General features: G+C 69.9%; 16 protein-coding genes and 1 pseudogene. 13 read left to right on the top strand and 4 right to left on the bottom strand.

From position 1 onward, the window contains the following. Nucleotides 1-107 precede the first annotated feature (107 nt). Nucleotides 108-1,280, top strand: coding sequence for a beta-propeller fold lactonase family protein (locus tag KBX26_RS00380; RefSeq protein ID WP_051708823.1), 1,173 nt, complete (start codon nucleotides 108-110; stop codon nucleotides 1,278-1,280). Nucleotides 1,281-1,374: 94 nt separating this feature from the next. Here the strand turns inward: KBX26_RS00380 and KBX26_RS00375 are convergent, their stop codons facing one another. After that, nucleotides 1,375-1,677, bottom strand: coding sequence for a helix-turn-helix domain-containing protein (locus tag KBX26_RS00375; protein WP_210864379.1), 303 nt, complete (start codon nucleotides 1,675-1,677; stop codon nucleotides 1,375-1,377). 62 nt (nucleotides 1,678-1,739) lie between these two features. Between KBX26_RS00375 and map the strand changes: the two genes are divergently transcribed. Beyond that, nucleotides 1,740-2,513 (top strand): type I methionyl aminopeptidase, encoded by a 774-nt coding sequence (gene map / locus KBX26_RS00370; RefSeq protein WP_030337068.1) that lies wholly within the window; start codon nucleotides 1,740-1,742, stop codon nucleotides 2,511-2,513. Between the two features lie 8 nt (nucleotides 2,514-2,521). Here the strand turns inward: map and KBX26_RS00365 are convergent, their stop codons facing one another. After that, the gene (locus KBX26_RS00365; RefSeq protein WP_030337066.1) at nucleotides 2,522-2,866 is read right to left on the bottom strand and encodes a DUF1330 domain-containing protein; all 345 of its coding nucleotides are present in this window, start codon (nucleotides 2,864-2,866) and stop codon (nucleotides 2,522-2,524) included. Nucleotides 2,867-2,992: 126 nt separating this feature from the next. On the opposite strand from KBX26_RS00365, the gene KBX26_RS00360 reads away from it, so the two are divergent. The 4 genes and pseudogenes from KBX26_RS00360 (at nucleotide 2,993) to KBX26_RS00345 (ending at nucleotide 7,522) form a co-directional block, all read left to right on the top strand. Further along, nucleotides 2,993-3,811, top strand: coding sequence for a helix-turn-helix domain-containing protein (locus tag KBX26_RS00360; protein ID WP_030337064.1), 819 nt, complete (start codon nucleotides 2,993-2,995; stop codon nucleotides 3,809-3,811). A gap of 184 nt (nucleotides 3,812-3,995) precedes the next feature. After that, nucleotides 3,996-4,688: pseudogene (locus KBX26_RS00355) on the top strand (CDP-alcohol phosphatidyltransferase family protein); the annotation flags it as partial. A 305-nt stretch (nucleotides 4,689-4,993) separates the two neighbouring features. After that, nucleotides 4,994-6,667: a sulfatase-like hydrolase/transferase gene (locus tag KBX26_RS00350; protein ID WP_247680063.1), complete on the top strand. Its 1,674-nt coding sequence runs from the start codon at nucleotides 4,994-4,996 to the stop codon at nucleotides 6,665-6,667. A 33-nt stretch (nucleotides 6,668-6,700) separates the two neighbouring features. Next, entirely contained in the window at nucleotides 6,701-7,522 is an 822-nt protein-coding gene (locus tag KBX26_RS00345; protein ID WP_210864377.1) for an FkbM family methyltransferase, read from the top strand. Between the two features lie 46 nt (nucleotides 7,523-7,568). On the opposite strand, the gene KBX26_RS00340 is transcribed toward KBX26_RS00345, so the two are convergent. Then, entirely contained in the window at nucleotides 7,569-11,768 is a 4,200-nt protein-coding gene (locus KBX26_RS00340) for a DUF11 domain-containing protein (protein ID WP_210864376.1), read from the bottom strand. A gap of 169 nt (nucleotides 11,769-11,937) precedes the next feature. After that, the gene (locus tag KBX26_RS32005) at nucleotides 11,938-12,438 is read right to left on the bottom strand and encodes a VWA domain-containing protein (RefSeq protein WP_374224175.1); all 501 of its coding nucleotides are present in this window, start codon (nucleotides 12,436-12,438) and stop codon (nucleotides 11,938-11,940) included. A 38-nt stretch (nucleotides 12,439-12,476) separates the two neighbouring features. On the opposite strand from KBX26_RS32005, the gene KBX26_RS00330 reads away from it, so the two are divergent. The 7 genes from KBX26_RS00330 (at nucleotide 12,477) to nrfD (ending at nucleotide 22,091) form a co-directional block, all read left to right on the top strand. Continuing rightward, nucleotides 12,477-12,896, top strand: coding sequence for an ASCH domain-containing protein (locus KBX26_RS00330; protein WP_210864375.1), 420 nt, complete (start codon nucleotides 12,477-12,479; stop codon nucleotides 12,894-12,896). Nucleotides 12,897-12,966: 70 nt separating this feature from the next. Then, nucleotides 12,967-13,731, top strand: coding sequence for an ABC transporter ATP-binding protein (locus KBX26_RS00325; RefSeq protein ID WP_030337046.1), 765 nt, complete (start codon nucleotides 12,967-12,969; stop codon nucleotides 13,729-13,731). Then, nucleotides 13,728-15,593: a hypothetical protein gene (locus tag KBX26_RS00320; RefSeq protein ID WP_210864374.1), complete on the top strand. Its 1,866-nt coding sequence runs from the start codon at nucleotides 13,728-13,730 to the stop codon at nucleotides 15,591-15,593. Before KBX26_RS00325 ends, KBX26_RS00320 begins: the two co-directional genes overlap by 4 nt. 164 nt (nucleotides 15,594-15,757) lie before the next feature. Beyond that, on the top strand, nucleotides 15,758-16,555 hold the full coding sequence (locus KBX26_RS00315; RefSeq protein ID WP_210864373.1) for a PrsW family intramembrane metalloprotease: 798 nt from the start codon (nucleotides 15,758-15,760) through the stop codon (nucleotides 16,553-16,555). Nucleotides 16,556-16,698: 143 nt separating this feature from the next. Next, a complete protein-coding gene (gene fdh, locus KBX26_RS00310) occupies nucleotides 16,699-19,974 on the top strand; it encodes a formate dehydrogenase (protein WP_210864372.1) in 3,276 nt (1,091 codons plus the stop codon). A 3-nt stretch (nucleotides 19,975-19,977) separates the two neighbouring features. Then, nucleotides 19,978-21,021, top strand: coding sequence for a 4Fe-4S dicluster domain-containing protein (locus tag KBX26_RS00305; RefSeq protein WP_210864371.1), 1,044 nt, complete (start codon nucleotides 19,978-19,980; stop codon nucleotides 21,019-21,021). Next, entirely contained in the window at nucleotides 21,018-22,091 is a 1,074-nt protein-coding gene (gene nrfD, locus KBX26_RS00300) for an NrfD/PsrC family molybdoenzyme membrane anchor subunit (protein ID WP_210864370.1), read from the top strand. The genes KBX26_RS00305 and nrfD overlap by 4 nt, the downstream gene beginning before the upstream one ends. Nucleotides 22,092-22,123 lie beyond the last annotated feature (32 nt).

The raw sequence follows: 22,123 nt of genomic DNA, 5'->3' as shown, positions 1-22,123 counted from the left end.
AAATTACCGCTTTAGGGTAAGTATGGCGATCTGCGATAGCTGGTCCGATAACTTTCGAAAGAGAGGAAAACTCGTATTCCTCCCTTCGGATGCATGAGGAGTCAGTGATGAAGCGCAGTGTCGCACTCGCGGCAGCCCTCCTGGCAGGTCTGACCAGCATCGGATCGATCCCCGGGACCGCCCTCGCCGATGGCGGTGGCCCTGGGTACCACGACGACCGCAAGGGGGGTGATCACCACCACGGCGACGAGGGCGCGGTCTTCGTCCAGACCAACAAGGCCGAGGGCAACACCATCAAGGTGTACGACCGCGACGAGGACGGCCGTCTCACCAAGGCGGGTGAGTACGAGACGGGCGGGCTGGGTGGCTTCACCATCGGCGCGCCGCTCGACGCGCTGGCCTCGCAGGGTTCCCTGACCTATCACAAGGGGCTGCTGTTCGCCGTCAACGCCGGCAGCAACACCGTCACTGTCTTCCGCGTCGAGGGCACCAGGCTGCACAAGCTCCAGGTCATCTGGTCCGGTGGCCTGCTGCCGGTCAGCGTCGCGGCCCGTGGCGACCTCGTCTACGTCCTCAACGCCGGTGGCGAGGGCTCGGTGCAGGGCTTCGAGCTGCACAAGGGTCGGCTGTCCCGGATCGAGGACGCCAACCGGTCACTCGGGTTGCACAACGGCAACCCGCCCGCGTTCGGCACCGCCCCGGCCCAGGTCAAGATCGACCCGGACAGCGAGTTCGTGTTGGTGTCGACCAAGGCCGCCAACGTCATGTTCAGCTACGAGATCGGACGCCACGGCAACCTGTCGCGCACCCCGGTCATCAGCGACGCGGGCAACACCCCGTTCGGCTTTACCTTCGACACCGACGACACGCTGCTGGTCACCGAGTCCGGCGCGAACGCGGTGAGCCGGTTCGAGCTGGAGGACGACGGGGCGCTCGACCAGATCGGGCCGTCGGTGCCCAACGGTCAGCAGGCGACGTGCTGGATCCAGCGCGTCGGCGACTACTTCTTCGCCGCCAACGCCGGCACCTCCACCATCAGCTCCTACCGGGTCAACGACCACGGCAAGCTCGAACTCGTCAAGGGCGTCGCCGCCGACACCGGCGGCGGGTCGATCGACATGACCACCAGCGACGGCTTCCTGTACGTGCAGAACGCCGTCGCCGGCAACGTGCAGGGCTACGAGGTGGGCAAGGACGGGTCGCTGACACTCGTCACCACAGTGGAGGGCCTGCCGAAGTTCGCCGACGGCATCGGCATGGAGGGCATCGCCGCCTCCTGAGCGCACCACCCGCTGGTCCCGGTCGGTCATCGACCGGGACCAGCGCCGTGTGGTCGGTCACCGGTCGACCCGTCCCGTTGAGGTGGGGCCGAGACTACGAGGCCAGTCGCTCGCCTGCGACGTGTGCCGGTCGGGGGAGGTCGGCGGCGGCGTCCGACGTGTTGATCTCCGACCAGACGGCGTCGAGGGAGAGGCCGAGCACGTCGGCGATCGCCGCGATGGTCGGGAAGGCGGGGGTGGCTATCCGGCCGGACTCGATCTTTCGAAGGGTCTCCGGCGAGACGCCCGCGTCGAGCGCGGTGAGGAGCATCGAACGCTCTCCGCGGGCGCGACGCAGCAGGGCGCCGAGGCGCTGTCCGCGTTCGACCTCCGCGGGAGTGAGTGGCAACCTGACCATGCTCCGATTCTAGTACCGGGATAATATGGCCGGGATACTTATTGGTTCGTGGAAGGCGTTGCATGATCGAGATCCTGAGCCCCGCCGACGTGCTGCGCGCGAAGGAGACCGGCGCGCTGGTCGCCGGCATCCTTCAGACACTGAAGAGCCGCTGCGTGGTCGGCACCAACCTGCTGGACATCGACCGGTGGGCCCAGGCCATGATCACCGAAGCCGGGGCGCAGTCCTGCTACGTCGACTACGAGCCGTCCTTCGGGCGCGGCCCGTTCGGCCACTACATCTGCACGTCGGTCAACGACGCGGTGTTGCACGGGCTGCCGCACGACTACCCGCTCGCCGACGGCGACCTGCTCTCGCTCGACCTCGCCGTCTCACTGGGGGGAGTTGTCACGGATTCGGCCATCAGCTTCATCGTCGGCGACGTCCGGCCCCCGGAGAGCGTCGCGCTGATCGACGCGACCGAACGCGCGTTGCAAGCCGGGATCGCCGCCGCCGGCCCCGGCGTACGCATCGGTGACATCTCGTACGCCATCGGCTCTGTCCTCGGCGCGGCGGGCTACTCGATCAACACCGAGTTCGGCGGCCACGGCGTCGGGTCGACGATGCACCAGGACCCCCACATCTCCAACACCGGGCGCCCCGGGCGCGGATACCGGCTGCGCCCGGGGCTGCTGCTGGCGCTGGAGCCATGGGTCATGGCCGACACCGCCACGCTCGTCACCGACCCCGACGGCTGGACCCTGCGCAGCGCCACCGGCTGCCGGACCGCGCACAGCGAGCACACCATCGCCATCACCGACGACGGCGTCGAGGTGCTCACCCTGCCGAGGTCCTGACCCCGACGTCAGTGACCACCGGCCCGGCGGATCGCGGCGGCCATCTTCGACGAGTCGTGGTCGGCCTCCACCCCCTCGACGAGGACCAGCTCGCCCGCGAGGTGCCTCGTCCGCAAGGGCTTGATCTCCTGGTACGCGCTGGACTGGTACCAGGAGCGTGCCCGGATCAGGTCCGGAAACTCGACGACGACCAGATCGCCCGACCAGTCGCCCTCCAGCACCTCGATGGGCCCACCGTGGACGATGAACCGGCCATCGAAGGGCAGGAGGGTGGCCTGGATGCGCTCCAGGTATTCCAGCACCTCGGCATGCATGGGTGCCTTACGCAGATGAGCAAGCGCGTACGCGGTCATGACTCTCCGTTCGTTTCGGTCGGGTGGTTCCCCGCATCCCAGGAGATGGTCGCGCGCGCCGGTACGCGCTGTCGATTACGTCGCAGGTAAAGCGGCGCACACAGGTGAGGTCACTACGGTCAGGGTGTGACGACAGTGGCCCGACCGGAGCGACCGCTGGGGGACCTCCTGCGCGAGTGGCGTCGAACTCGTGGAATGAGTCAGCTCGACCTGTCGATCGAGGCGGGGGTGTCGGCCCGGCATCTGAGCTTCGTGGAGACCGGGCGATCCCGACCGAGCCCCGACCTGATCCTGCGGCTGGCGGAGCAGCTCGACATTCCGCTGGCTGAGCGCAACACCATGCTGCTCGCCGCCGGATACGCCCCCGCCTACCCCAGCCACCAGCTGGCCGACCCGGAACTGGCCCCGCTGCGGGCAGCCGTACGGCAGATCCTCGACGGACACGGCCCGTACCCCGCGGTGCTCGTCGACCGACAGTGGCACCTCGTCGAGGCCAACCCCGCCGTCGCGCTGTTCACCGCCGGCGTCGACCCCCGCCTCCTGGTCCCACCGGTCAACGTCCTGCGGCTCACCCTGCACCCCGGCGGTTTGGCCCCGCGCATCGTCAACCTCTCCCAGTGGCGGGGCCACCTTCTCGGACGGTTGCGCCAGCAGGTCCTGGCAACCGACGACGCGGCCCTGTCCGCCCTGCTCCAGGAGCTTCGTGGCTATCCCGGCGGTGACGATGTCGCGGCACCGGAGGACGACACCCTGTCGCGTGTCGTCATCCCCCTTCGCTACCGCCACGGCGACCGGGATTTGTCCTTCGTCAGCACGACCACCCTCTTCGGCACCCCGCTGGATGTCACCGTCTCCGGGCTGGCCGTCGAGGCGTTCTTCCCGGCCGACCCGGTCACCACCGCCACGCTCCACGCCCTCGGCTCGTCCGCGACCGGCGTGACCTGACCTGAACACGTCGTCGCGTCCGGGGCGTCGTCGGCGGCGACGGCCTGCACTCACCGGCGACGACTAATCCGCATCCGACGGGGCACGTCCGTCCGTATACATGGTGAGGCTCGTTCAGAATGAACCGATCGGTCATGTTTTCCGTGATGACGGTCAGGGTCCCCCCCAAAGTCACGGAGGCGCGATGTCAACGGTTCGAACGGGTCCGGTCATCGGGCTGCTCGCGCAGATCGGTGTGCTGGCGGTGCTCGCGCAGACGGTCGGCCTCGGCCCGGCCGGGTGGGCGGCCGGGCTGGTCTACGGGGTGGTCCTGTGCGCCCTGCTGAGTCGGGGGATGACCCGCGCGGGCGCTCCTGATCTGAGCCCTGCCGACCGGGTGACCCTGAGCCGGGCGATCCTCGCCGGCGGCGTGACGGCCCTGGCCGCGGACTCGTTCACCCGACCGGCACCGGTCGCGGTGATGGTCGTCCTCACCAGTGTGGCGCTGGCCCTCGACGCGGTGGATGGATACACGGCCCGCCGCACCGGGACGTCCAGCGAACTCGGCGCGCGCTTCGACATGGAGATCGACTCCTTCCTCGTCCTGGTGCTCTGCCTGTACGTGGCCCCCTCGACGGGTGCCTGGGTGCTCGCGATCGGCGCGATGCGGTACGTCTTCGTCGCCGCGAGCTGGGTGCTGAGCTGGATGCGCGGCTCGTTGCCCCCGCGCTACTGGCGCAAGGTCGTCGCCGCGGTCCAGGGCGTGGTGCTGACGGTGGCGATGGGCGATGCGCTGCCCGGTCCGCTGACGACAGTCGTGCTGGTGGCGTCACTGGCGCTGCTGGTCGAGTCGTTCGGGCGGGACGTCAGGTGGCTGTGGACGACCCGTCACCTCCGCCGCGCCGTCGCCAACGACGCGGTCGACCAACAGACGAGCGTTGCACACGGGTCGGACGCGATGGTGCACGCGGGCAGCCAGCCGAGCCACAGCGCCGTGAGCGCGGGCGCGGGGCTGACCGGTCTGGGCCACGGCAGGACGGATGGGCTGCCCTGGCCGGAACACCGGCCGGTCGCCGTGGCCCGACGCGGGATCGCCCGCGTCTGAGCCGCCCGGATGCCGCGCCCAACGAAGATCATGGAAGGATGCCCGGGTTGTCGCTCTTGACGCGCGTACGTCAGCTGCCGAGCCAGGGACGGAGGGCGATGAGGGGCGAACTGCCGGACCCCGCCGCCACGGGTGCCACCGCCACCGACGGCACCGCACCCGAGGGTCGGCCGCGCCGCTCCATCGTGGGGCGACTGGTCACCCTGCTGGCCGTGCTGCTGGTGCTGCTGGTGCTCACCCTGCCGTACGACTTCGGCCGGTTCAGCCCCGGTGCGTTCGTGCGGATCCCCCTGGAGGCGCTGCTCGCCGTCGCCCTCCTGCTCGCCCTGCCGCCGCGCGGAAGCCGGTGGGTCGCCACCCTCGCCGGGCTGGCCCTCGGCCTGCTCGGTCTGCTCAAGCTGTTCGACCTGGGGTTCACCGCCTCGCTCAGCCGGGCCTTCGACCCGGTGCTCGACTGGGCGCTGCTCGACGAGGGGTTCGCGTTCCTCAGCGAGTCGTACGGCCGGCCCACCGCCATCGGCGTGGCAATTGCCCTGGCGGTGGTGGCGGTGGGCCTGCCCACCCTGGTCACGCTGTCGATGCGGCGGTTGCGCGGGCTGGTGATCCGGCACCGCGCCGGGACCACCCGGACCGTGGCGGCGCTGGTGGTCGTCTGGGTGGTCTGCGCCGCTTTCAACGTGCGGGTGGTCGAAGGCGTGACGGTCGCCGACACGTCCGCGACCACGCTGACCAACGGCCACGGCTTCCAGGTGCGCCTGCGACTCGACGACCGGGAGAAGTTCGCCGCGCTGCTGCAGGACGACCGGTTCGCGCAGACCCCCGGCGACCAACTCCTCACCGCGCTGCGCGGCAAGAACGTGGTCATCTCCTTCGTGGAGAGCTACGGCCGCGACGCCGTCGAGGACCCGGAGTTCGCCCCGCAGGTCGGTGCGGTCCTCGACGACGGGACCAATCGGCTGAACGCGGCGGGGTTCGCCGCGCAGAGCGGCTTCCTCACCTCGCCGACGTTCGGCGGCGGCAGCTGGCTCGCGCACGACACGCTGCTCTCCGGACTGTGGGTCGACAACGACCAGCGTCACCGCACCCTGCTGGCGAGTGACCGGATGACCCTCAACGGCGCCTTCCGCCGGGCCGACTGGCAGACCGTGGGGGTGATGCCCGCCGTCAGCAAACCGTGGCCGGAGGGCTCCTTCTTCGGCTACGACCGGTTCTACGACGCCAGGAAGCTCGCGTACCGGGGACCGAAGTTCAGCTTCGGCACCATGCCCGACCAGTACACCCTCGCCAGTTGGCGGCGCCTGGAGCAGGCGACGCGCGACGGCAAACCGACGATGACGGAACTTGCGCTGGTGTCGAGCCACGCGCCCTGGACGCCCGTCCCCGACCTGGTCGACTGGGCCGCCATCGGCAACGGGGCGATCTTCAAGGGGACCGCCAAGGATTCCGACGACAAACGACGCAACACCGAGCAGATCCGCGCCGACTACCGGCACTCCATCGAGTACACGTTGAGCGCACTGATCTCCTACGTGCAGACCTACGGCGACGATGACCTGGTGTTCATCTTCCTCGGCGACCACCAGCCCGCCGCCGTGGTCACCGGCGAGAACGCCAGCCGCGACGTCCCGATCACCATCATCACCCGGGACCGGGCCGTACTGGACCGGATCTCCGGGTGGGGCTGGCAGGACGGGCTCAAGCCCGGTCCGCAGGCGCCCGTCTGGCGGATGGACACCTTCCGGGACCGCTTCCTGACCGCCTTCGGGCCGTAGGCCCGGCCAACCCCACGGACTGGACACACACAGATGACGGCTGGCACCGACACCAGGATCGCCGCGCTCAGAACCGACCCCGCGATGTCCCACCTGCACCGATCGCTGGATGTCTACTACGGCGACGCCGAGCGCGACGCACGGATGGACGCCTTCTACTCCCGGTTCGTCACCGAGGGCGATCTCGTCTTCGACGTCGGCTCACACGTGGGCGACCACATCGCCAGCTTCCGTCGCCTCGGGGCGCGGGTGGTCGCCGTGGAGCCGCAGCCGCTGTGCCTCCGCGCCCTGCGGACCATCTACGCCGACGACGACCAGGTGACGCTCGTCGAAGCGGTCTGCGGCGCGGCCCCCGGCAGCACCCGCTTCCACGTCAACTCCGCAAATCCCACAGTGTCCACCGCCTCGCCCGACTTCGTGCGCGCGGCGGAAGGCGCGGGCGGGTGGGAGGGCGAGGTGTGGGACACCGACATCGAGGTCCCGGTGGTCACCGTCGACGCGCTCATCACCGAGTACGGCGAGCCGACGTTCGCGAAGATCGACGTGGAGGGTTTCGAGGACGAGGTGCTGGCCGGGCTGACCCGCCCGCTGCCCGCGCTCTCGTTCGAGTTCACCACGATCGCGCGACCGGTCGCCTCCCGGTGTCTCGACCGGCTGACCGCGCTCGGCTTCGACGGCTTCGACGTGGCGTTGGGCGACGACAAGTCGATGACGTTCCAACGCTGGGTCTCCGCGACCGACATGACCACCCACCTCGCCGCGTTGCCGCACGACGCGAACTCCGGCGACGTGTACTGCGTGTCCCGTGGCCGGTTGCGACAGCTACCGCCGCCTCACGACGCGAAGCGGCGGTAGCCAGGCTCAGAAGGGGCCACCGTTCGTGACTGCCGGCCGCCAGGGGTCAGGGCTCGCGGCGGGTGCGTAGGCGTATCAGGGCCAGGCCGCCGACCAGGAGAACACCGAGGGCAGCGACAGAGGCTCCAAGTGTGGCGATGGCTGTCAGACGTCCACCCGTGACGGGCATGGGCGGAACCGGCCCGGTGAGGACCACTGTCGAGGAGCAGCTCGGTGTGCAGTCCAGGTCGGACACACCAGTGGGCGGGGTGAGGGTGGCCGTGTTGGTGAGGTCGCCGGCGGTGCCCTTCGGCACGGTTCCGCTGATCGTGTAGGTCACTGTGCCGCCAGCGAGGACGGTGATGGTGTCGTTGATGTCACCGGTGCCGGACGTTGTGCAGGTGCTTCCGGTGGATGGTTCGCAGGTCCAGGTGAATCCGGCCAGTGGTGTGGGCAGGGGGTCGGTCAGTGTCGCGCCGATCGCGTCGGACGGTCCCCGGTTGGTCACTGCCACTGTGAAGGTCACCGGTTCACCTGGCACGTAGTGGCTCGGGGTTGCGGTTTTCACCACTGCCAGGTCGACCGCGGGGGCGATGGAGGTGACCACTGTCAATGAGCAGTTCGGGGTGCAGTCCGGGTCGATCGCGCCGGCGGGTGGGGTGAGGGTGGCGGTGTTGGTGAGGTCGCCGGTGGTGCCGGAGGGCACGGTTCCGCTGATCGTGTAGGTCACGGTCCCGCCCGAGAGGACGGTGATCGTGTCGTTGATGGTGCCGGTCCCGGACGCGGTGCAGGAACTTCCGGTGGACGCTTCACAGGTCCAGGTGAAGCCGGCCAGTGGTGCGGGCAGTGGGTCGGTCAGGTTCGCGCCGACGGCGTCGGATGGTCCGCCGTTGGTGACCGTGACCGTGTAGGAGAAGGGCGCGCCTGGCACGTACGGGCTCGGGGAGGCGGTCTTCACGATGGCCAGGTCCACTGTCGGCGCGGCGGGGGTGACGACTGTCGAGGTGCAGTTCGGTGTGCAGTCCGGGTCGGTGACGCCGTCTGGTGGGGTGAGCGTGGCGGTGTTGGTCAAATCGCCAGTGGTGCTTGAGGGGACTGTTCCGCTGATCCTGTAGTTCAGTGTGCCGCCGGCCAGGACGGTGATGGTGTCGTTGATGGTGCCCGTGCCGGAGGCGGTGCAGGAACTTCCGGTGGACGCTTCACAGGTCCAGGTGAAGCCGGCCAGTGGTGCGGGCAGTGGGTCGGTCAGGTTCGCGCCGACGGCGTCGGATGGTCCGCCGTTGGTCACCGTGACCGTGTAGGAGAAGACTGCGCCTGGTACGTAAGGGCTTGGTGTCGCTGTTTTGACGACGACGAGGTCCACCGTCGGGGCTGCGGGCGTGACCACTGTCGAGGAGCAGTTCGGGATGCAGTCCGGGTCGATCGCGCCGGCGGGTGGGGTGAGGGTGGCGGTGTTGGTGAGGTCGCCGGTGGTGCCGGAGGGCACGGTTCCGCTGATCGTGTAGGTCACGGTCCCGCCCGCGAGGACGGTGATGCTGCCGGTGCCCGAAGCGGTGCAGGTGCTTCCGGTAGCTGGCGCACAGGTCCAGGTGAATCCGCCCAGCGGTGCGGGAAGCGGGTCGGTCAGGTTCGCGCCGACGGCGTCAGAGGGTCCGCCGTTGGTGACGGTGACCGTGTAGGAGAAGGCTGCGCCCGGCACGTAGGGGCTTGGGGACGCGGTTTTGACGACGACGAGGTCGACCACTGGTCCGGCGGGGGTGACCACTGTCGAAGAGCAGTTCGGTGTGCAGTCCGGGTCGGTGACGCCTTCCGGCGGGGTGAGCGTTGCGGTGTTCGTCAGGTCGCCGGTGGTGCCCGACGGGACGGTGCCGCTGATCGTGTACGTCACTGTCCCGCCGGCCGGGACGGTGATGGTGTCGTTGATGCTGCCGGTGCCGGAGGCGGTGCAGGAACTTCCGGCGGACGGCTCGCAGGTCCAGGTGAACCCGGCCAGTGGTGCGGGCAGCGGGTCGGTCAGGGTCGCGCCGACGACGTCGGACGGGCCGCCGTTGGTCACGGTGACTGCGTAGGAGAAGGACGCGCCCGGAACATACGGGCTCGGGTTTGCGGTCTTGACCACCGCCAGATCCACCGTCAGCGTCGCCGGAGTCACGACGGTCGATGAGCAACTAGGCGTGCAGTCCGGATCTGAGACGCCCTCCGGTGGGGTGAGAGTGGCCGTGTTGGTGAGGTCGCCGGTGGTGCCCGACGGGACCGTTCCGCTGATCGTGTACGTCACCGTTCCGCCCGCGAGGACGGTGATCGTGTCGTTGATGGTGCCCGTTCCGGACGCGGTGCACGCGCTGCCAGGGGATGGTGCACAGGTCCAGGTGAATTCGGCCAACGGCGGGGGCAGGGGATCGGTCAGGTTCGCGCCGACGGCGTCGGAGGGCCCGCCGTTGGTCACTGTCACCGTGTAGGTCAGCGGCGTGCCTGGCACGTATGGGTTGGGGGTTGCGGTCTTCACGACGGCCAGGTCGACCACTGGTCCGGCGGGGGTGGCCACAGCCGATGAGCAGTTCGGGGTGCAGTCCGGGTCAGTCGCGCCGGTGGGCGGGGTGAGCGTGGCCGTGTTGGTCAAATCGCCGCTGGTTCCGGAGGGCACGGTTCCGCTGATCGTGTACGTCACTGTCCCGCCCGCGAGGACGGTGATGGTGTCGTTGATGCTGCCGGTGCCGGACGCGGTGCACGCACTGCCGGCGGACGCCTCGCAGGTCCAGGTGAACCCGGCCAGCGGTGCGGGCAGCGGGTCGGTCAGGGTTGCCCCGACCGCATCGGACGGTCCGCCGTTGGTCACTGTCACCGTGTAGGAGAAGGGTGCACCCGGCACGTACGGGCTCGGGTTTGCGGTCTTGACCACCGCCAGATCCACCGTCAGCGCAGCCGGGGTCACGACCGTCGACGAGCAGTTCGGTGTGCACTCCGGATCCGAGACGCCGTCTGGTGGGGTGAGCGTTGCGGTGTTGGTCAGGTCGCCCGTGGTGCCCGACGGCACGGTCCCGCTGATCGTGTACGTCACGGTCCCGCCCGTGAGGACCGTGATCGTGTCGTTGATGCTGCCGGTGCCGGACGCGGCGCACGCACTGCCGGCGGACGCCTCGCAGGTCCAGGTGAACCCGGCCAGCGGTGCGGGCAGCGGGTCGGTCAGGGTTGCCCCGACCGCATCGGACGGTCCGCCGTTGGTCACTGCCACCGTGTAGGAGAAGGGCGCGCCCGGCACGTAGGGACTTTGCGACGCGGTCTTCACCACAGCGAGGTCAACAGTGGGGATGACGGTGAGGGTGGTGGAGCCGGGCGGGTTGATCCCGACGATGGTGGGGAAGTTGCTCTCGCAGCCGGGGATCGTGGAGCCGTCCGGGGCGACGCATCCGGTGTTGGTGTACGAGCCGACCACAGTGCTGGTCACCTGGACGGAGATCGTGCAGGAGGCGACGTTCAGGTCCAGGTTGCCGGCGAAGTCGACGGACGTGGCGCCGGCGGGAGCGGTCACAGTGGCGTCCGAGCACGTGGTGCTGTTGACCCCGGTGGCGGTCACATTGGCGGGAAGGGTGTCGGTGAAACTCATCCCGTTCTTGGCTTGCAGATCGTCGGTGTTGGTGATGGTGAACGTCAGCGTGGACGTCTGCCCCTGCCCGATGGTGGTGGGGTTGAAAGCCTTGTCGAGTTGGGGGGTGACGTCGACGATCTGCGGAAGGTCGAACGCGACGTCGTTGCCGATGCCCGTTGCGGTCGCGTTGTAGAGGCGCAGGCCCAGGGTCGGTGTATCAGCCACCGACAATTGCAGTGCCAACGATTGCAGCTTGGCTATCCAGGTGTTGTTGACGATCTCGGCGCCGGGATCCGTGCATGGGCTCAGGTTCTGTGCGAGCACCGTCGGGACGCCGTTGAGAAGCAGCTCGAACCGAAGTCGCGCCCGCTGGGCGGACGGAACGGTGCAGTTCCTCTCAGCGAAGATCGCCGAGACCGAGTAGAAGTGGCCACCGATCGCCGGAATGGTGTTGTTGTCGGTCTCCAGTTGGTATCCGGGAAGCTGCGCGCCGGTCACGCTGTTGGTGTACTCGGTGAGTACCTGGTTCGTGGCGGCCTCCCCGGGGCTCTGCCCCTGAAACAGCCCCATGTCACGGGCCATCTCCTGTAGCCGGCCCCATGCGTCTGAACGACCGCACTGGTCGTTGTTGGTGACCGGCGGGTCGCCACCGTTGGGCGGCAGCGGCGACGTCTGACGCATGATCCAGCCGTTGCACGCGCCCGCGCCGGGGCTCCACGCGGGATCCGCCGTATAGGTCTCACCGTCCGCGCCGCTGCCACCCGGCCCCGGCACGTAAACGGAACCTGGCGATCCGGTGTAGGAACCAATGCGAATCGGCGCCGCAGCCGCGCTCTCGTTGGAAAAGTCCTCAGTGAAAATCGGGGTGCCGGGCTGAGGCGTTCCGGGCAGGCCCGGCACGGTCGCCAATGCGGGTTGGCTTGACGCCACAACCACCAGCGTGGACGACGCGGCAAACGCGCCGACCGCCGCCAGCGCTGATGTGAACCATCGGCGTTCCCCGCGAACCATATTCGTTTCCCCCGGTCATGCGGCCTGCAGGAGTCGCAGTAGTGGCGTTCCGACCGCGCCTGACGATCTCAAATCGCGAACGCCAGACAGAATCACCCGATACGTGGTCACCCAATCGAGTGAGGGAATGATGGCCGAATGCAATGACCGGGATGTGCAGGGAATTCGACGCGCGGCGGCTCAGCCGGGCCATCACGGCGGCCAGCTCGGCCGGCGGATCGGCGTCCCAGCCGTCCGACCCGATCACCACCACCGCCCCGCGGGTCGCCTCCGCGTGGTGGGAGGTGAGCAGGGCGCGCAGATTCGTGGCGATCCGGGTGCCCCCGTACCGGTCGGTCACCGCAACAGCCCCTCCGATGATCCGGGTAGCCTTCGCGGATGGACCTCGATGATCTTCCGCTCGCCGAGTTCGCGTTTCCGGGGCCACTGCGGGACAAACTCGTGGGCGCGATCCTGTCCGGGGCGAAGACCTCGACGACCGGTCTGCTGATCGGCTACCAGCGCGCCAACGAGCCGCTGCCGACGGTGGGCCAACTGTCCGCCGTGGTGGACTCCGCCGGTCGGCGGGTCGCGGCCATCGAGCTGACCGACGTACGGGTGATCCGGCTCGCCGACGTCGACCTGGCACACGCCCTTGCCGAGGGGGAGGGCGACGAGTCGGTGGCCCAGTGGCGCGCGGGACACGAGACGTTCTGGCACAGCGCCGCCGTGCGCGCCGAACTGGGCGACCCCGACTTCACAGTGGACGACGACACCCTGGTCGTGACCGAACGCTTCCGGCTGGTGCACGTCGTCTGAGCGACCGGAGCCGCCGCGCACCGGTCCGCGACGGGCCACACGGTCGTGCAAGGTCACCTATGCTCGGCGCGTGATCCCCCCGGCACTCGAGATCCGTGGCCTGGTCAAGACCTTCGCGGCGCATCGCGCGGTGGACGGCGTCGATCTGACCGTCCACCCCGGCACCTTCCACGGCATCGTCGGTCCCAACGGCGCCGGCAAGTCCACCACCATCGGGATGGCCGTCGGCCTGGTCACCCCGGACTCCGGCGAGATCCGGATCCTCGGCCACGACGCGCTGCGCGAGCGCGGCGTGACCCGCGCGCTGACCGGCGTACTCCCCGACGGCCTCGACTTCCCGGAACGCCTCACCGGTGCCGAACTGCTGCGCTACAGCGCCGGCCTGCGCGGGCTGTCCCGGGCCGCGGCCACCGACCGGGCCGCCGAACTGATCGACGTGCTCGGCCTGACCAAGGGCGCCGGCACACCCCTGGCCGACTGTTCCACCGGCACCCGCAAGAAGCTCGGCCTCGCCCAGGCGCTGCTGCACGCGCCCCGGCTGCTCGTGCTCGACGAACCGTTCGAGGCGGTCGACCCGGTGTCGGCGGCCACCATCCGCCGGGTGCTGCGCCGGTTCGTGGCCGGCGGCGGCACCTGTGTGCTGTCCACCCACTCGATGCTGCTCGTCGAGCAGATGTGCGACGACGTCACCGTGATCCACCAGGGCCGGGTGGTCGCCGCCGGGCCGGTCGCCGAGGTCGCCGCCGGCAGCAGCCTGGAGGACCGGTTCGTCGAGTTGGTCGGCGCCGAAACCTCCGGCAGCGCCGGCCTGGACTGGCTGACCGGGGCACGATGAGCGCGCAACCCTCCCTCGCCCCGCTGGCCGACACCCTCGGCGCGATCGCGGTGCCGGCCCGGATGCGCACGACGATGCTGCGCCGCTCGCTGCGCGAGCACCCCGGGCCGACCGTGGCCGCCCTGGTCGGTCTGCTGGCCGCCGCCTGGCTGATCCGGTACGCGCTGCGCGGCGACCAGCACACCCTCGGCCTGCTCGCCGGTGCCTGGGTGCTCGGCTGGATCGTCCTGCCGCTGCTGCTCGGCGGCGGGCGCGGCCGGGTCCGCCCGGCCCACCTGCGGTTGGAGCCGATCGGCGGGGTCCCGGCCGCGATCGGTCTGCTCGCCGCGTCGGCGATCGGCATCGGTCCGGCCGTCTCGCTGGTGGCGCTCGCCGCGCTGCCGGTGCACGCCGCCCGGCACGGCACCGTCGCGGTCCTCGTCACCGCCGGCGGCGCGGTGCTGCTCTGGCTGTTCGGGCTGATCGGTTCGGCCATCGCGCTGGAGGTCGTCGGCCACGCCGGTGGTCCCGCCGGGGCGCTGCTCACCGGCGTCTTCACCGGCACAGCGATGGGTGTCGCGGGGTCGCTCTGGGCGGTCTTCCCGTGGGTGTCGGTCCTGCTCGTGGCAGCGCCGCAGGAGGTGGTCCGGGCGATGGCGTACGTGCCGAGCGGTTGGCCGATCGCCGCCGTGACCGGGCCAACCGGGCGAGGGGTGGGCATGATGGCGGCCCTGGTGGGCATCGTGGCGCTCTGCGCCGCCGCGTACCTCATGCTTGTCCGAAGGGTGATCGCTGCTGGCGTGCCGTTCCGGCCGCGCCGGACCACCGCGGCGTCGCCCGCCGCACCTGACCGCGAGTGGCTGGGCTGGGTGCCGGCCGCGACGCGGGCGGTCGTCGGCCGCGAGCTGCGGGCCTGGACGCGGCATCCGCTGCGGTTGCAGTATCTGGCGTTCGCGGTGGTGTACGGGGCGCTGCTCGCCGGACTGCCGCTGCTGTCCGACGTGGATCTGCTGCTGCCGTGGGCCGGGCCGCTCGCCGTGCTCGGCGCGGCGGCCATGTCGGCCGGCCTGGTCGGGCTGGACGGCACCGCGTTGTGGCTGCCGCTCACCACGCCCGGCGGCGAACGAGCCGAGGTCCGGGGACGGGCCCTGGCCTGGCTGGTGCTGGTCACCCCGATCGGGGTGCTGCTCACCGTCGCCGGTGTCCTCCTCGCACCGGACGTCGACCCGCTGGCCGCGCTCTGCACCCTGCCGGCTCTGCTCGGCGCGGGCGCGTCGGTGCCGGTGTGGGTGTCGCTGCTGCGGGTACGGCCGGTGGCCGACCCCCGGCACCCCACCGCGGCCGACAACCCCACGGACATCGTCAGCGTGCTGGTCGCCACCGGGTCAGGGCTGGTGGCCGCCGCGCCGGTGCTCGCCCTGGTGATCTGGGGTCCGTCGGGAGTGACGCCGCTGCTGCCACTGGTCGGGCTGCTCAGCGGCGCCGCGGCCTGGCGAGGCGGCATCTGGTTGGCCGACGAACGTCTCACCCGACGCGGGCTCGACGTGCTCGCCGCCGCCGGCCAGCGCAGCCGGCCCACGGACACGGTGCTCCCGCCGACCTGGGACGCACAGTGGTTCCGGGAGAACAAGCTGACCGCGTGGGCGCTGGGGTTGCTCACCGTGGGGTGGATCCCGGTCATCCCGCAGGGGGTGATGCCGTTGGCGTTCGGAATCGACAGTGGGTGGATCGTGGCGGGCCACCTGAGCGGGGGTGCGCGCACCGCCGTGGGGTTGGCCATGATCGGCCTGGGTGTGGCAATGCTGCTCGCGGGCCTGGTGCTGTGGGATCGCCGGCCGCAGCCAGGCGGCAGTGCCCACCCTGCTTCCGGGCAAGCGGAGTAGGCGGGGTTTGGCACGTCGATCGGTGGCAGCTCAGCGGGGCAGCGCTCGGCGTGTCGAACAGCTCAGCTGCCAACGATCGAGGGAGCAGCGCTGCCGCCGGGACGTCGCCAGGATCTCAGTGCCGTTGTTCGTCTTCGTAACCTTGGTCCGACAGACTGCGCGGTATGCGTGATGGTTGGCGCCGGTGGGCGTGGGTCGGGGTGTTCGTCGTCGGGCTGATCCTTTATCTGGCGGTGCTGCGCACCCTGGTCAGCACCAAGAATCCGAACTTCGTACCGGCGTTGATCCTGCTCGGGGCGACGCTGGTGCCGTTGACGTTCCTGACGTTCGCGCAGGCCCGTACCGGGCGGTGGCAGGTGCCGGCGTCGGTCCTGGTGACGTCGGCGTTCTTCGGTGGTGTGATCGGCACTGTGGTCGCCGGAACGCTGGAGTACGACACCCTGCGGGGGCTCGGCACCCTGCCGATGCTGTTCGTGGCGTTGATCGAGGAGTCGGCGAAGTTGGTCGTCCCGGTGATCCTGGTGTTCACGGTGGTGGCCCAGCACCGGCGTCGGGTGCCCTCGGACGGGCTGATCATCGGGGTCGCGGCCGGCATGGGTTTCGCCGCGCTGGAGACGATGGGCTACGCCTTCACCGCGCTGCTGAGCTCGCAGGGCAACATCGGCGCGGTGGAGCAGACCTTGTTCATCCGTGGGCTGACCGCGCCGGCCGGGCACACCGCCTGGACCGGGCTCACCGCTGGCGCGCTGTGGGCGTTGCTGGCGAGCCCGAGTGTCGGTCGGATCTTCGGGTTCATCGGCACGTTTCTGGGTGTCGTCGCCCTGCACACCCTCTGGGACACGTTCTCCGGCTCGCTGGTCTTCGTCGTGGTGGCGATCATCAGCATCGGCTGGTTGTTCTGGGCGCTGCGCCGCTACCGCACCTTCGGCGAGCACCCGGTCGGCGAGTTGCAACCGCACTAACCATCGCCGTACTTCATGCCGCGCCCGGCCGGCACGAACAGCTGGGGCAGGCATGACTGTTGGTGATCCCGCTGCGACCGGACCGGCACCTCATCTACCGTCAGAGTGTTCATATATGGCGGATTGGTCGGGAAGGTGCGGCGATGGGGGTGCGCAGCTGGTTCGCGGGTTGGCCGGTGTACCGCCAGCTCACCGGCACGGACCCGCTGGGCCGGGGTGCCGCCGCGAAGTCGGACGGGTCCCGCGCGCTGACTGCCCGTACCGATACCGCTGACAGCGTTGCGCGGTCGGTGTGCCCGTACTGCGCGGTGGGGTGTGGTCAGCGGGTGTTCGTCAAGGACGGGCGGGTCAGTCAGATCGAGGGTGATCCGGACAGTCCGATCTCGCGGGGTCGGCTCTGCCCGAAGGGTTCGGCCAGCAAGAGCCTGGTGACCAGCCCGCTACGGCAGACCACGGTTCGCTACCGCCGCCCGTACAGCACCGAGTGGGAGGACCTGGACCTCGACACCGCGATGAACATGATCGCCGATCGGGTCCTGGCCGCGCGGGACGAAACCTGGGAGGACGTCGACGCCGAGGGTCGACCGCTCAACCGGACGCTGGGCATCTCCAGCCTGGGCGGGGCGACGCTCGACAACGAGGAGAACTACCTGATCAAGAAGTTGTTCACCGCGATGGGGGCGCTTCAGATCGAGAACCAGGCCCGTATTTGACACTCCTCCACCGTCCCCGGTCTGGGGACCAGCTTCGGTCGTGGCGGCGCCACCCAGTACCAGCAGGACCTGTCGAACTCCGACGTCATCGTCATCCAGGGTTCGAACATGGCCGAGGCGCACCCGGTGGGTTTCCAGTGGGTGATGGAGGCCAAGCGCCGAGGGGCGAAGGTCTTCCACATCGACCCTCGCTTCACCCGGACCAGCGCGCTGGCCGACGCGTACCTGCCGATCCGGGCCGGCACCGACATCGCGCTGCTCGGCGGGGTGATCCGCTACATCCTCGACAACGAACTGGACTTCCGGGAGTACGTGGTCTCCTACACCAACGCCGCGACGATCGTGACCGAGGAGTTCGTCGACACCGAGGACATGCACGGGCTCTTCTCCGGTTTCCAGGAGGAGAACGCCTCGTACGACCAGACCAGTTGGCGCTACGAGGGCCAAGGCCAGAACCAGACGACCCGGGACACCGAGACGCAGCGGGAGACCGGGGCCGGGCTGGAACACGAGTCACACGGCGCCCCCGTCGGCGGCGAGACCGAGCGTGACGAGACGTTGCAGCACCCGCGCTGCGTCTACCAGATCCTCAAGCGGCACTACGCCCGCTACACGCCGGAGATGGTGGAACGGGTCTGCGGCATCCCACAGGAGAAGTTCCTCGAACTGGCCCAGGCCTGGACGCAGAACTCCGGCCGGGACCGCACCGGCATGCTCGTCTACTCGGTGGGGTGGACGCAGCACAGCGTGGGTGTGCAGTACATCCGAACTGGCGCGATCATCCAGCTGTTGCTGGGCAACATGGGTCGCCCGGGCGGCGGGGTGATGGCCCTGCGCGGGCACGCCAGCATCCAGGGGTCGACCGACATCCCGACACTGTTCAACCTGCTGCCCGGTTACCTGCCGATGCCGCACCACGCCGACCACCCCACCCTGACCGAGTGGGTGGACAGCATCGCGCACCCCGGGCAGAAGGGGTTCTGGGGCAACGCCCGCACCTACGGCGTCAACCTGCTCAAGGCGTACTGGGGAGATGCCGCCACCGCCGAGAACGACTTCTGCTACGGCTACATGCCGCGGATGACCGGTGATCACGGCACCTACCAGCAGGTGCTGAACATGATCGACGGGAAGATCAAGGGGTACTTCCTGCTCGGGCAGAACCCGGCCGTCGGGTCGGCCCACGGTCGGGCCCAGCGCCTCGGCATGGCCAACCTCGACTGGCTCGTCGTCCGGGACCTGTTCGAGATCGAAAGCGCCACGTTCTGGAAAAACGCGCCGGAGATCGAGACCGGGGAGATCGTGCCCGAGGAGTGCCGTACCGAGGTGTTCTTCCTGCCCGCGGCGTCGCATGTGGAGAAGGAGGGCACGTTCACGCAGACGCAGCGGTTGTTGCAGTGGCGGGAGAAGGCCGTCGAGCCGCCGGGCGACGCCCGCTCCGAGCTGTGGTTCTTCTACCACCTCGGGCGCATCATCCGGGAACGGCTGGCGGCGTCGACAATGCCGCGCGACCGGGCGCTGCTCGACCTGACCTGGGACTATCCCACCCACGGTCCGCACGCGGAGCCGAGCGCCGAGGCGGTGCTGCGCGAGATCAACGGGTACGACGTGGCCACCGGCCGGCCGCTGGCGTCGTTCACCGAGATGAAGGACGACGGCTCCACCGTCGGCGGCTGTTGGATCTACACCGGGGTGTACGCGGACGGCGTCAACCAGGCCGCCCGGCGCAAACCCGGCGCGCAGCAGTCACTGGTGGCGCCCGAGTGGGGTTGGGCGTGGCCGGCGAACCGGCGGATCCTCTACAACCGGGCCTCCGCCGATCCGGACGGCAACCCGTGGAGTGAGCGCAAACGCTACGTGTGGTGGGACGCGGACAAGGGCGAGTGGACCGGTTACGACGTGCCGGACTTCGAGAAGACCAAACCACCGTCCTACCGACCGGAGCACGACGCCGCAGGCGTGGCGGGCATCGCCGGCGACGACCCGTTCATCCTTCAGGGCGACGGCAAGGGCTGGCTGTACGCGCCCACCGGCGTCCTGGACGGGCCCCTGCCCACCCACTACGAGCCGGTGGAGTCGCCGGTGCGTAATCCGCTCTACCGGCAGCAGGCCAACCCGACCCGGAAGGTCTACACGCACCCGATCAACACGTTGAATCCGAGCCCGCCGCAGGAGCACAGTCAGGTGTTCCCGTACGTGTTCACTGTCAGCCGGCTCACCGAGCACCACACCGCCGGCGCGATGAGCCGCAACGTGTCGCCGTTGGCCGAGTTGCAGCCCGAGATGTTCGTCGAGGTGTCGCCGGAGCTGGCTGCCCTGCGAGGGCTGAGCCATCTGGGCTGGGCCCATCTGGTGACCAGCCGCGCGTCGGTGGAGGCGAAGGTGCTGGTGACCGACCGTGTCACGCCGTTGCGGGTGGACGGCCGGATCATCCACCAGGTCTGGTTGCCGTACCACTTCGGTTTTGAGGGTCTGGTGACCGGCGACTCGGCCAACGACCTGTTCGGCATCACCCTCGACCCCAACGTCCTGATTCAGGAGAGCAAGGTCGGCACGTGCGACGTCCGGCCCGGACGACGCCCCAGAGGCCAGGAACTGTTGGACCTCGTCGTCGACTACCGACGGCGGTCGGGGAACCTCGTGCACCGTTACCCACCGATGGTCACGACCGACGTCGCCGACAGCGCCAGCGACCAGGAGGCCTGACCGATGCCCCACGCCAACGCCCTGTACGGGCCGCTGGACCCCGCACCGGACGCGGGCTACGAGGACGCGCCGCCGCGGATGGGGTTCTTCACCGATACCAGCGTCTGTATCGGGTGCAAGGCGTGTGAGGTGGCCTGCAAGGAGTGGAACGGTGTGCCGGAGAGTGGGCTCGACCTGCTGGGCATGTCGTACGACAACACCGGCGCTCTGACCGCGAACTCGTGGCGCCACGTCGCGTTCATCGAACAGCCCCGCTCGGTGGGCTGGGCGACTGCGGCGTTCGAGGACAACCCGGACGGGCCGGCGGTCAGTCCGCTCACGGCTGCCGTCGGCGCGCGTACCGAGACCGACACCGGTACGGATCCGGGTCTGCCCACCGGTTCACCGGGGGCGGCGGCGCGGATGTCGGGTGGCCCGGAGTTTCTGGGGATGCCGGGTGCGCAGCCGCCGGGGCGGGGTTCGGGTGCGGAGGGTCGGACGGATTTCCGGTGGTTGATGATGTCGGATGTCTGTAAGCACTGCACCCATGCGGCGTGTCTGGATGTGTGTCCGACGGGTTCGTTGTTCCGGACGGAGTTCGGGACGGTGGTGGTGCAGGAGGACATCTGCAACGGCTGCGGTTACTGCATCTCCGCCTGCCCGTACGGGGTGATTGACCAGCGTAAGGACGACGGTCGGGCGTGGAAGTGCACGTTGTGCTACGACCGGTTGGGTGCGGGCATGACGCCGGCGTGTGCGCAGGCGTGTCCGACCGAGTCGATCCAGTACGGGCCCCTCGACGAGTTGCGGGAGCGCGCCGCCGCGCGGGTGGCGACGCTGCACGAGCGGGGGGTTGCGGAGGCGCGACTGTACGGGCACGACCCGAACGACGGTGTGGGTGGGGACGGGGCGTTCTTCCTGCTGCTGGACGAGCCTGAGGTGTACGGGCTGCCACCGGACCCGGTGGTGACCACCCGCGACCTACCGGCCATGTGGAAACGCGCCGGCCTGGCGGCGATGACGATGGCGGTCGCCGCGGCGGTCGCGTTCCTGGGTAGGCGGCAATGACCGACGAGACACCATCGAACGAGTCGGTCGGCGCCCGGTTCCGCGAGTTCCAGGCCGGCCTCGACCAGCCCGACGGGAAGCGCCACCGGCAGCCCGGCCGGCGACGCGGCGACGGCGGTGAGCAGCTCACCGTGCCGCCGGCCGACTTCGCCTCCTACTACGGCCGGCCCGTGCTGAAGCCGCCGGTGTGGAAGTACGACATCGCCGGCTACCTGTTCACCGGTGGCCTCGCCGCCGGAAGCGCGCTGGTCGGCGCGGGCGCCCAGCTGACCGGACGACCGGGGCTGCGCAAGGTGGGCCGGTGGACGGCGCTCGGCGGCGTCGCCGCCAGCACGTACCTGCTGATCCACGACCTCGGCCGGCCGACCCGGTTCCATCACATGCTCCGGGTGGCCAAGGTGACCTCGCCGATGTCGGTCGGCACCTGGATCCTCGCCGCGTTCGGGCCCCTCGCAGGCGTGGCAGCGGTCGCCGAACTCGCACCGCTGCTCCCGCGGCATGGTGTGCTCGGCCTCGCCCGCCGGATCGGACCGCCCGTCGGGAACGTCGCCGGACTGGCCGCCGCGGCCACGGCACCGGCGCTGGCGACGTACACCGGGGTGCTGCTCGCCGACACGGCCGTGCCGTCCTGGCACGACGCCTACCCCTCGCTGCCGTTCGTCTTCGCCGGCAGCGCGCTCGCCGCCGCGTCCGGGGTCGGACTGATCGCGGCACCGCCCTCGGAGACCGCCCCACTACGGCGACTCGCAGTGGCCGCGGCGGCCGTCGAGTTCGGTGGGGGGCACCATCTGGAGCGGCAGGGCCTCACCGGCGAGCCCTACACGCACGGACGCAGCGGCCGGCTGGTCAAGGCGGGACGCGTCCTGCTGACAGTGGGCACGGTCGCCGCACTGGTCAGTCGACGCAGCCGGGTCCTGTCGGCGCTCTCCGGCGCCGCGCTGGTGGCGTCGTCGATCGCGACCCGGTTCGGTGTCTTCGAGGCGGGACGGGTCTCGGCGCGCGATCCGAAGTACACGGTCGTGCCCCAGCGGGAGCGGCTCGACGAGAGCCGGTCGACGACCCCACTCTGAGCGGACCGACGAGGAAGGCGCCCCCCGACGGG

The organism is Micromonospora sp. C97 (genome assembly GCF_018070385.1).
Classification (GTDB): Bacteria; Actinomycetota; Actinomycetes; order Mycobacteriales; family Micromonosporaceae; genus Micromonospora; species Micromonospora parva.
This window is presented reverse-complemented; position numbering and strand designations above follow the sequence as displayed.

What these genes read in the sequence shown, in the direction of transcription:
- KBX26_RS00380 (WP_051708823.1), top strand. Translation starts at nt 108, where the DNA reads ATGAAGCGCAGTGTCGCACTCGCGGCAGCCCTCCTGGCAGGTCTGACC.
- KBX26_RS00375 (WP_210864379.1), bottom strand. Translation starts at nt 1,677, where the DNA reads ATGGTCAGGTTGCCACTCACTCCCGCGGAGGTCGAACGCGGACAGCGC.
- map (WP_030337068.1), top strand. Translation starts at nt 1,740, where the DNA reads ATGATCGAGATCCTGAGCCCCGCCGACGTGCTGCGCGCGAAGGAGACC.
- KBX26_RS00365 (WP_030337066.1), bottom strand. Translation starts at nt 2,866, where the DNA reads ATGACCGCGTACGCGCTTGCTCATCTGCGTAAGGCACCCATGCATGCC.
- KBX26_RS00350 (WP_247680063.1), top strand. Translation starts at nt 4,994, where the DNA reads ATGAGGGGCGAACTGCCGGACCCCGCCGCCACGGGTGCCACCGCCACC.
- KBX26_RS00345 (WP_210864377.1), top strand. Translation starts at nt 6,701, where the DNA reads ATGACGGCTGGCACCGACACCAGGATCGCCGCGCTCAGAACCGACCCC.
- KBX26_RS00340 (WP_210864376.1), bottom strand. Translation starts at nt 11,768, where the DNA reads ATGCGTCAGACGTCGCCGCTGCCGCCCAACGGTGGCGACCCGCCGGTC.
- KBX26_RS00330 (WP_210864375.1), top strand. Translation starts at nt 12,477, where the DNA reads ATGGACCTCGATGATCTTCCGCTCGCCGAGTTCGCGTTTCCGGGGCCA.
- KBX26_RS00320 (WP_210864374.1), top strand. Translation starts at nt 13,728, where the DNA reads ATGAGCGCGCAACCCTCCCTCGCCCCGCTGGCCGACACCCTCGGCGCG.
- KBX26_RS00315 (WP_210864373.1), top strand. Translation starts at nt 15,758, where the DNA reads ATGCGTGATGGTTGGCGCCGGTGGGCGTGGGTCGGGGTGTTCGTCGTC.
- KBX26_RS00305 (WP_210864371.1), top strand. Translation starts at nt 19,978, where the DNA reads ATGCCCCACGCCAACGCCCTGTACGGGCCGCTGGACCCCGCACCGGAC.
- nrfD (WP_210864370.1), top strand. Translation starts at nt 21,018, where the DNA reads ATGACCGACGAGACACCATCGAACGAGTCGGTCGGCGCCCGGTTCCGC.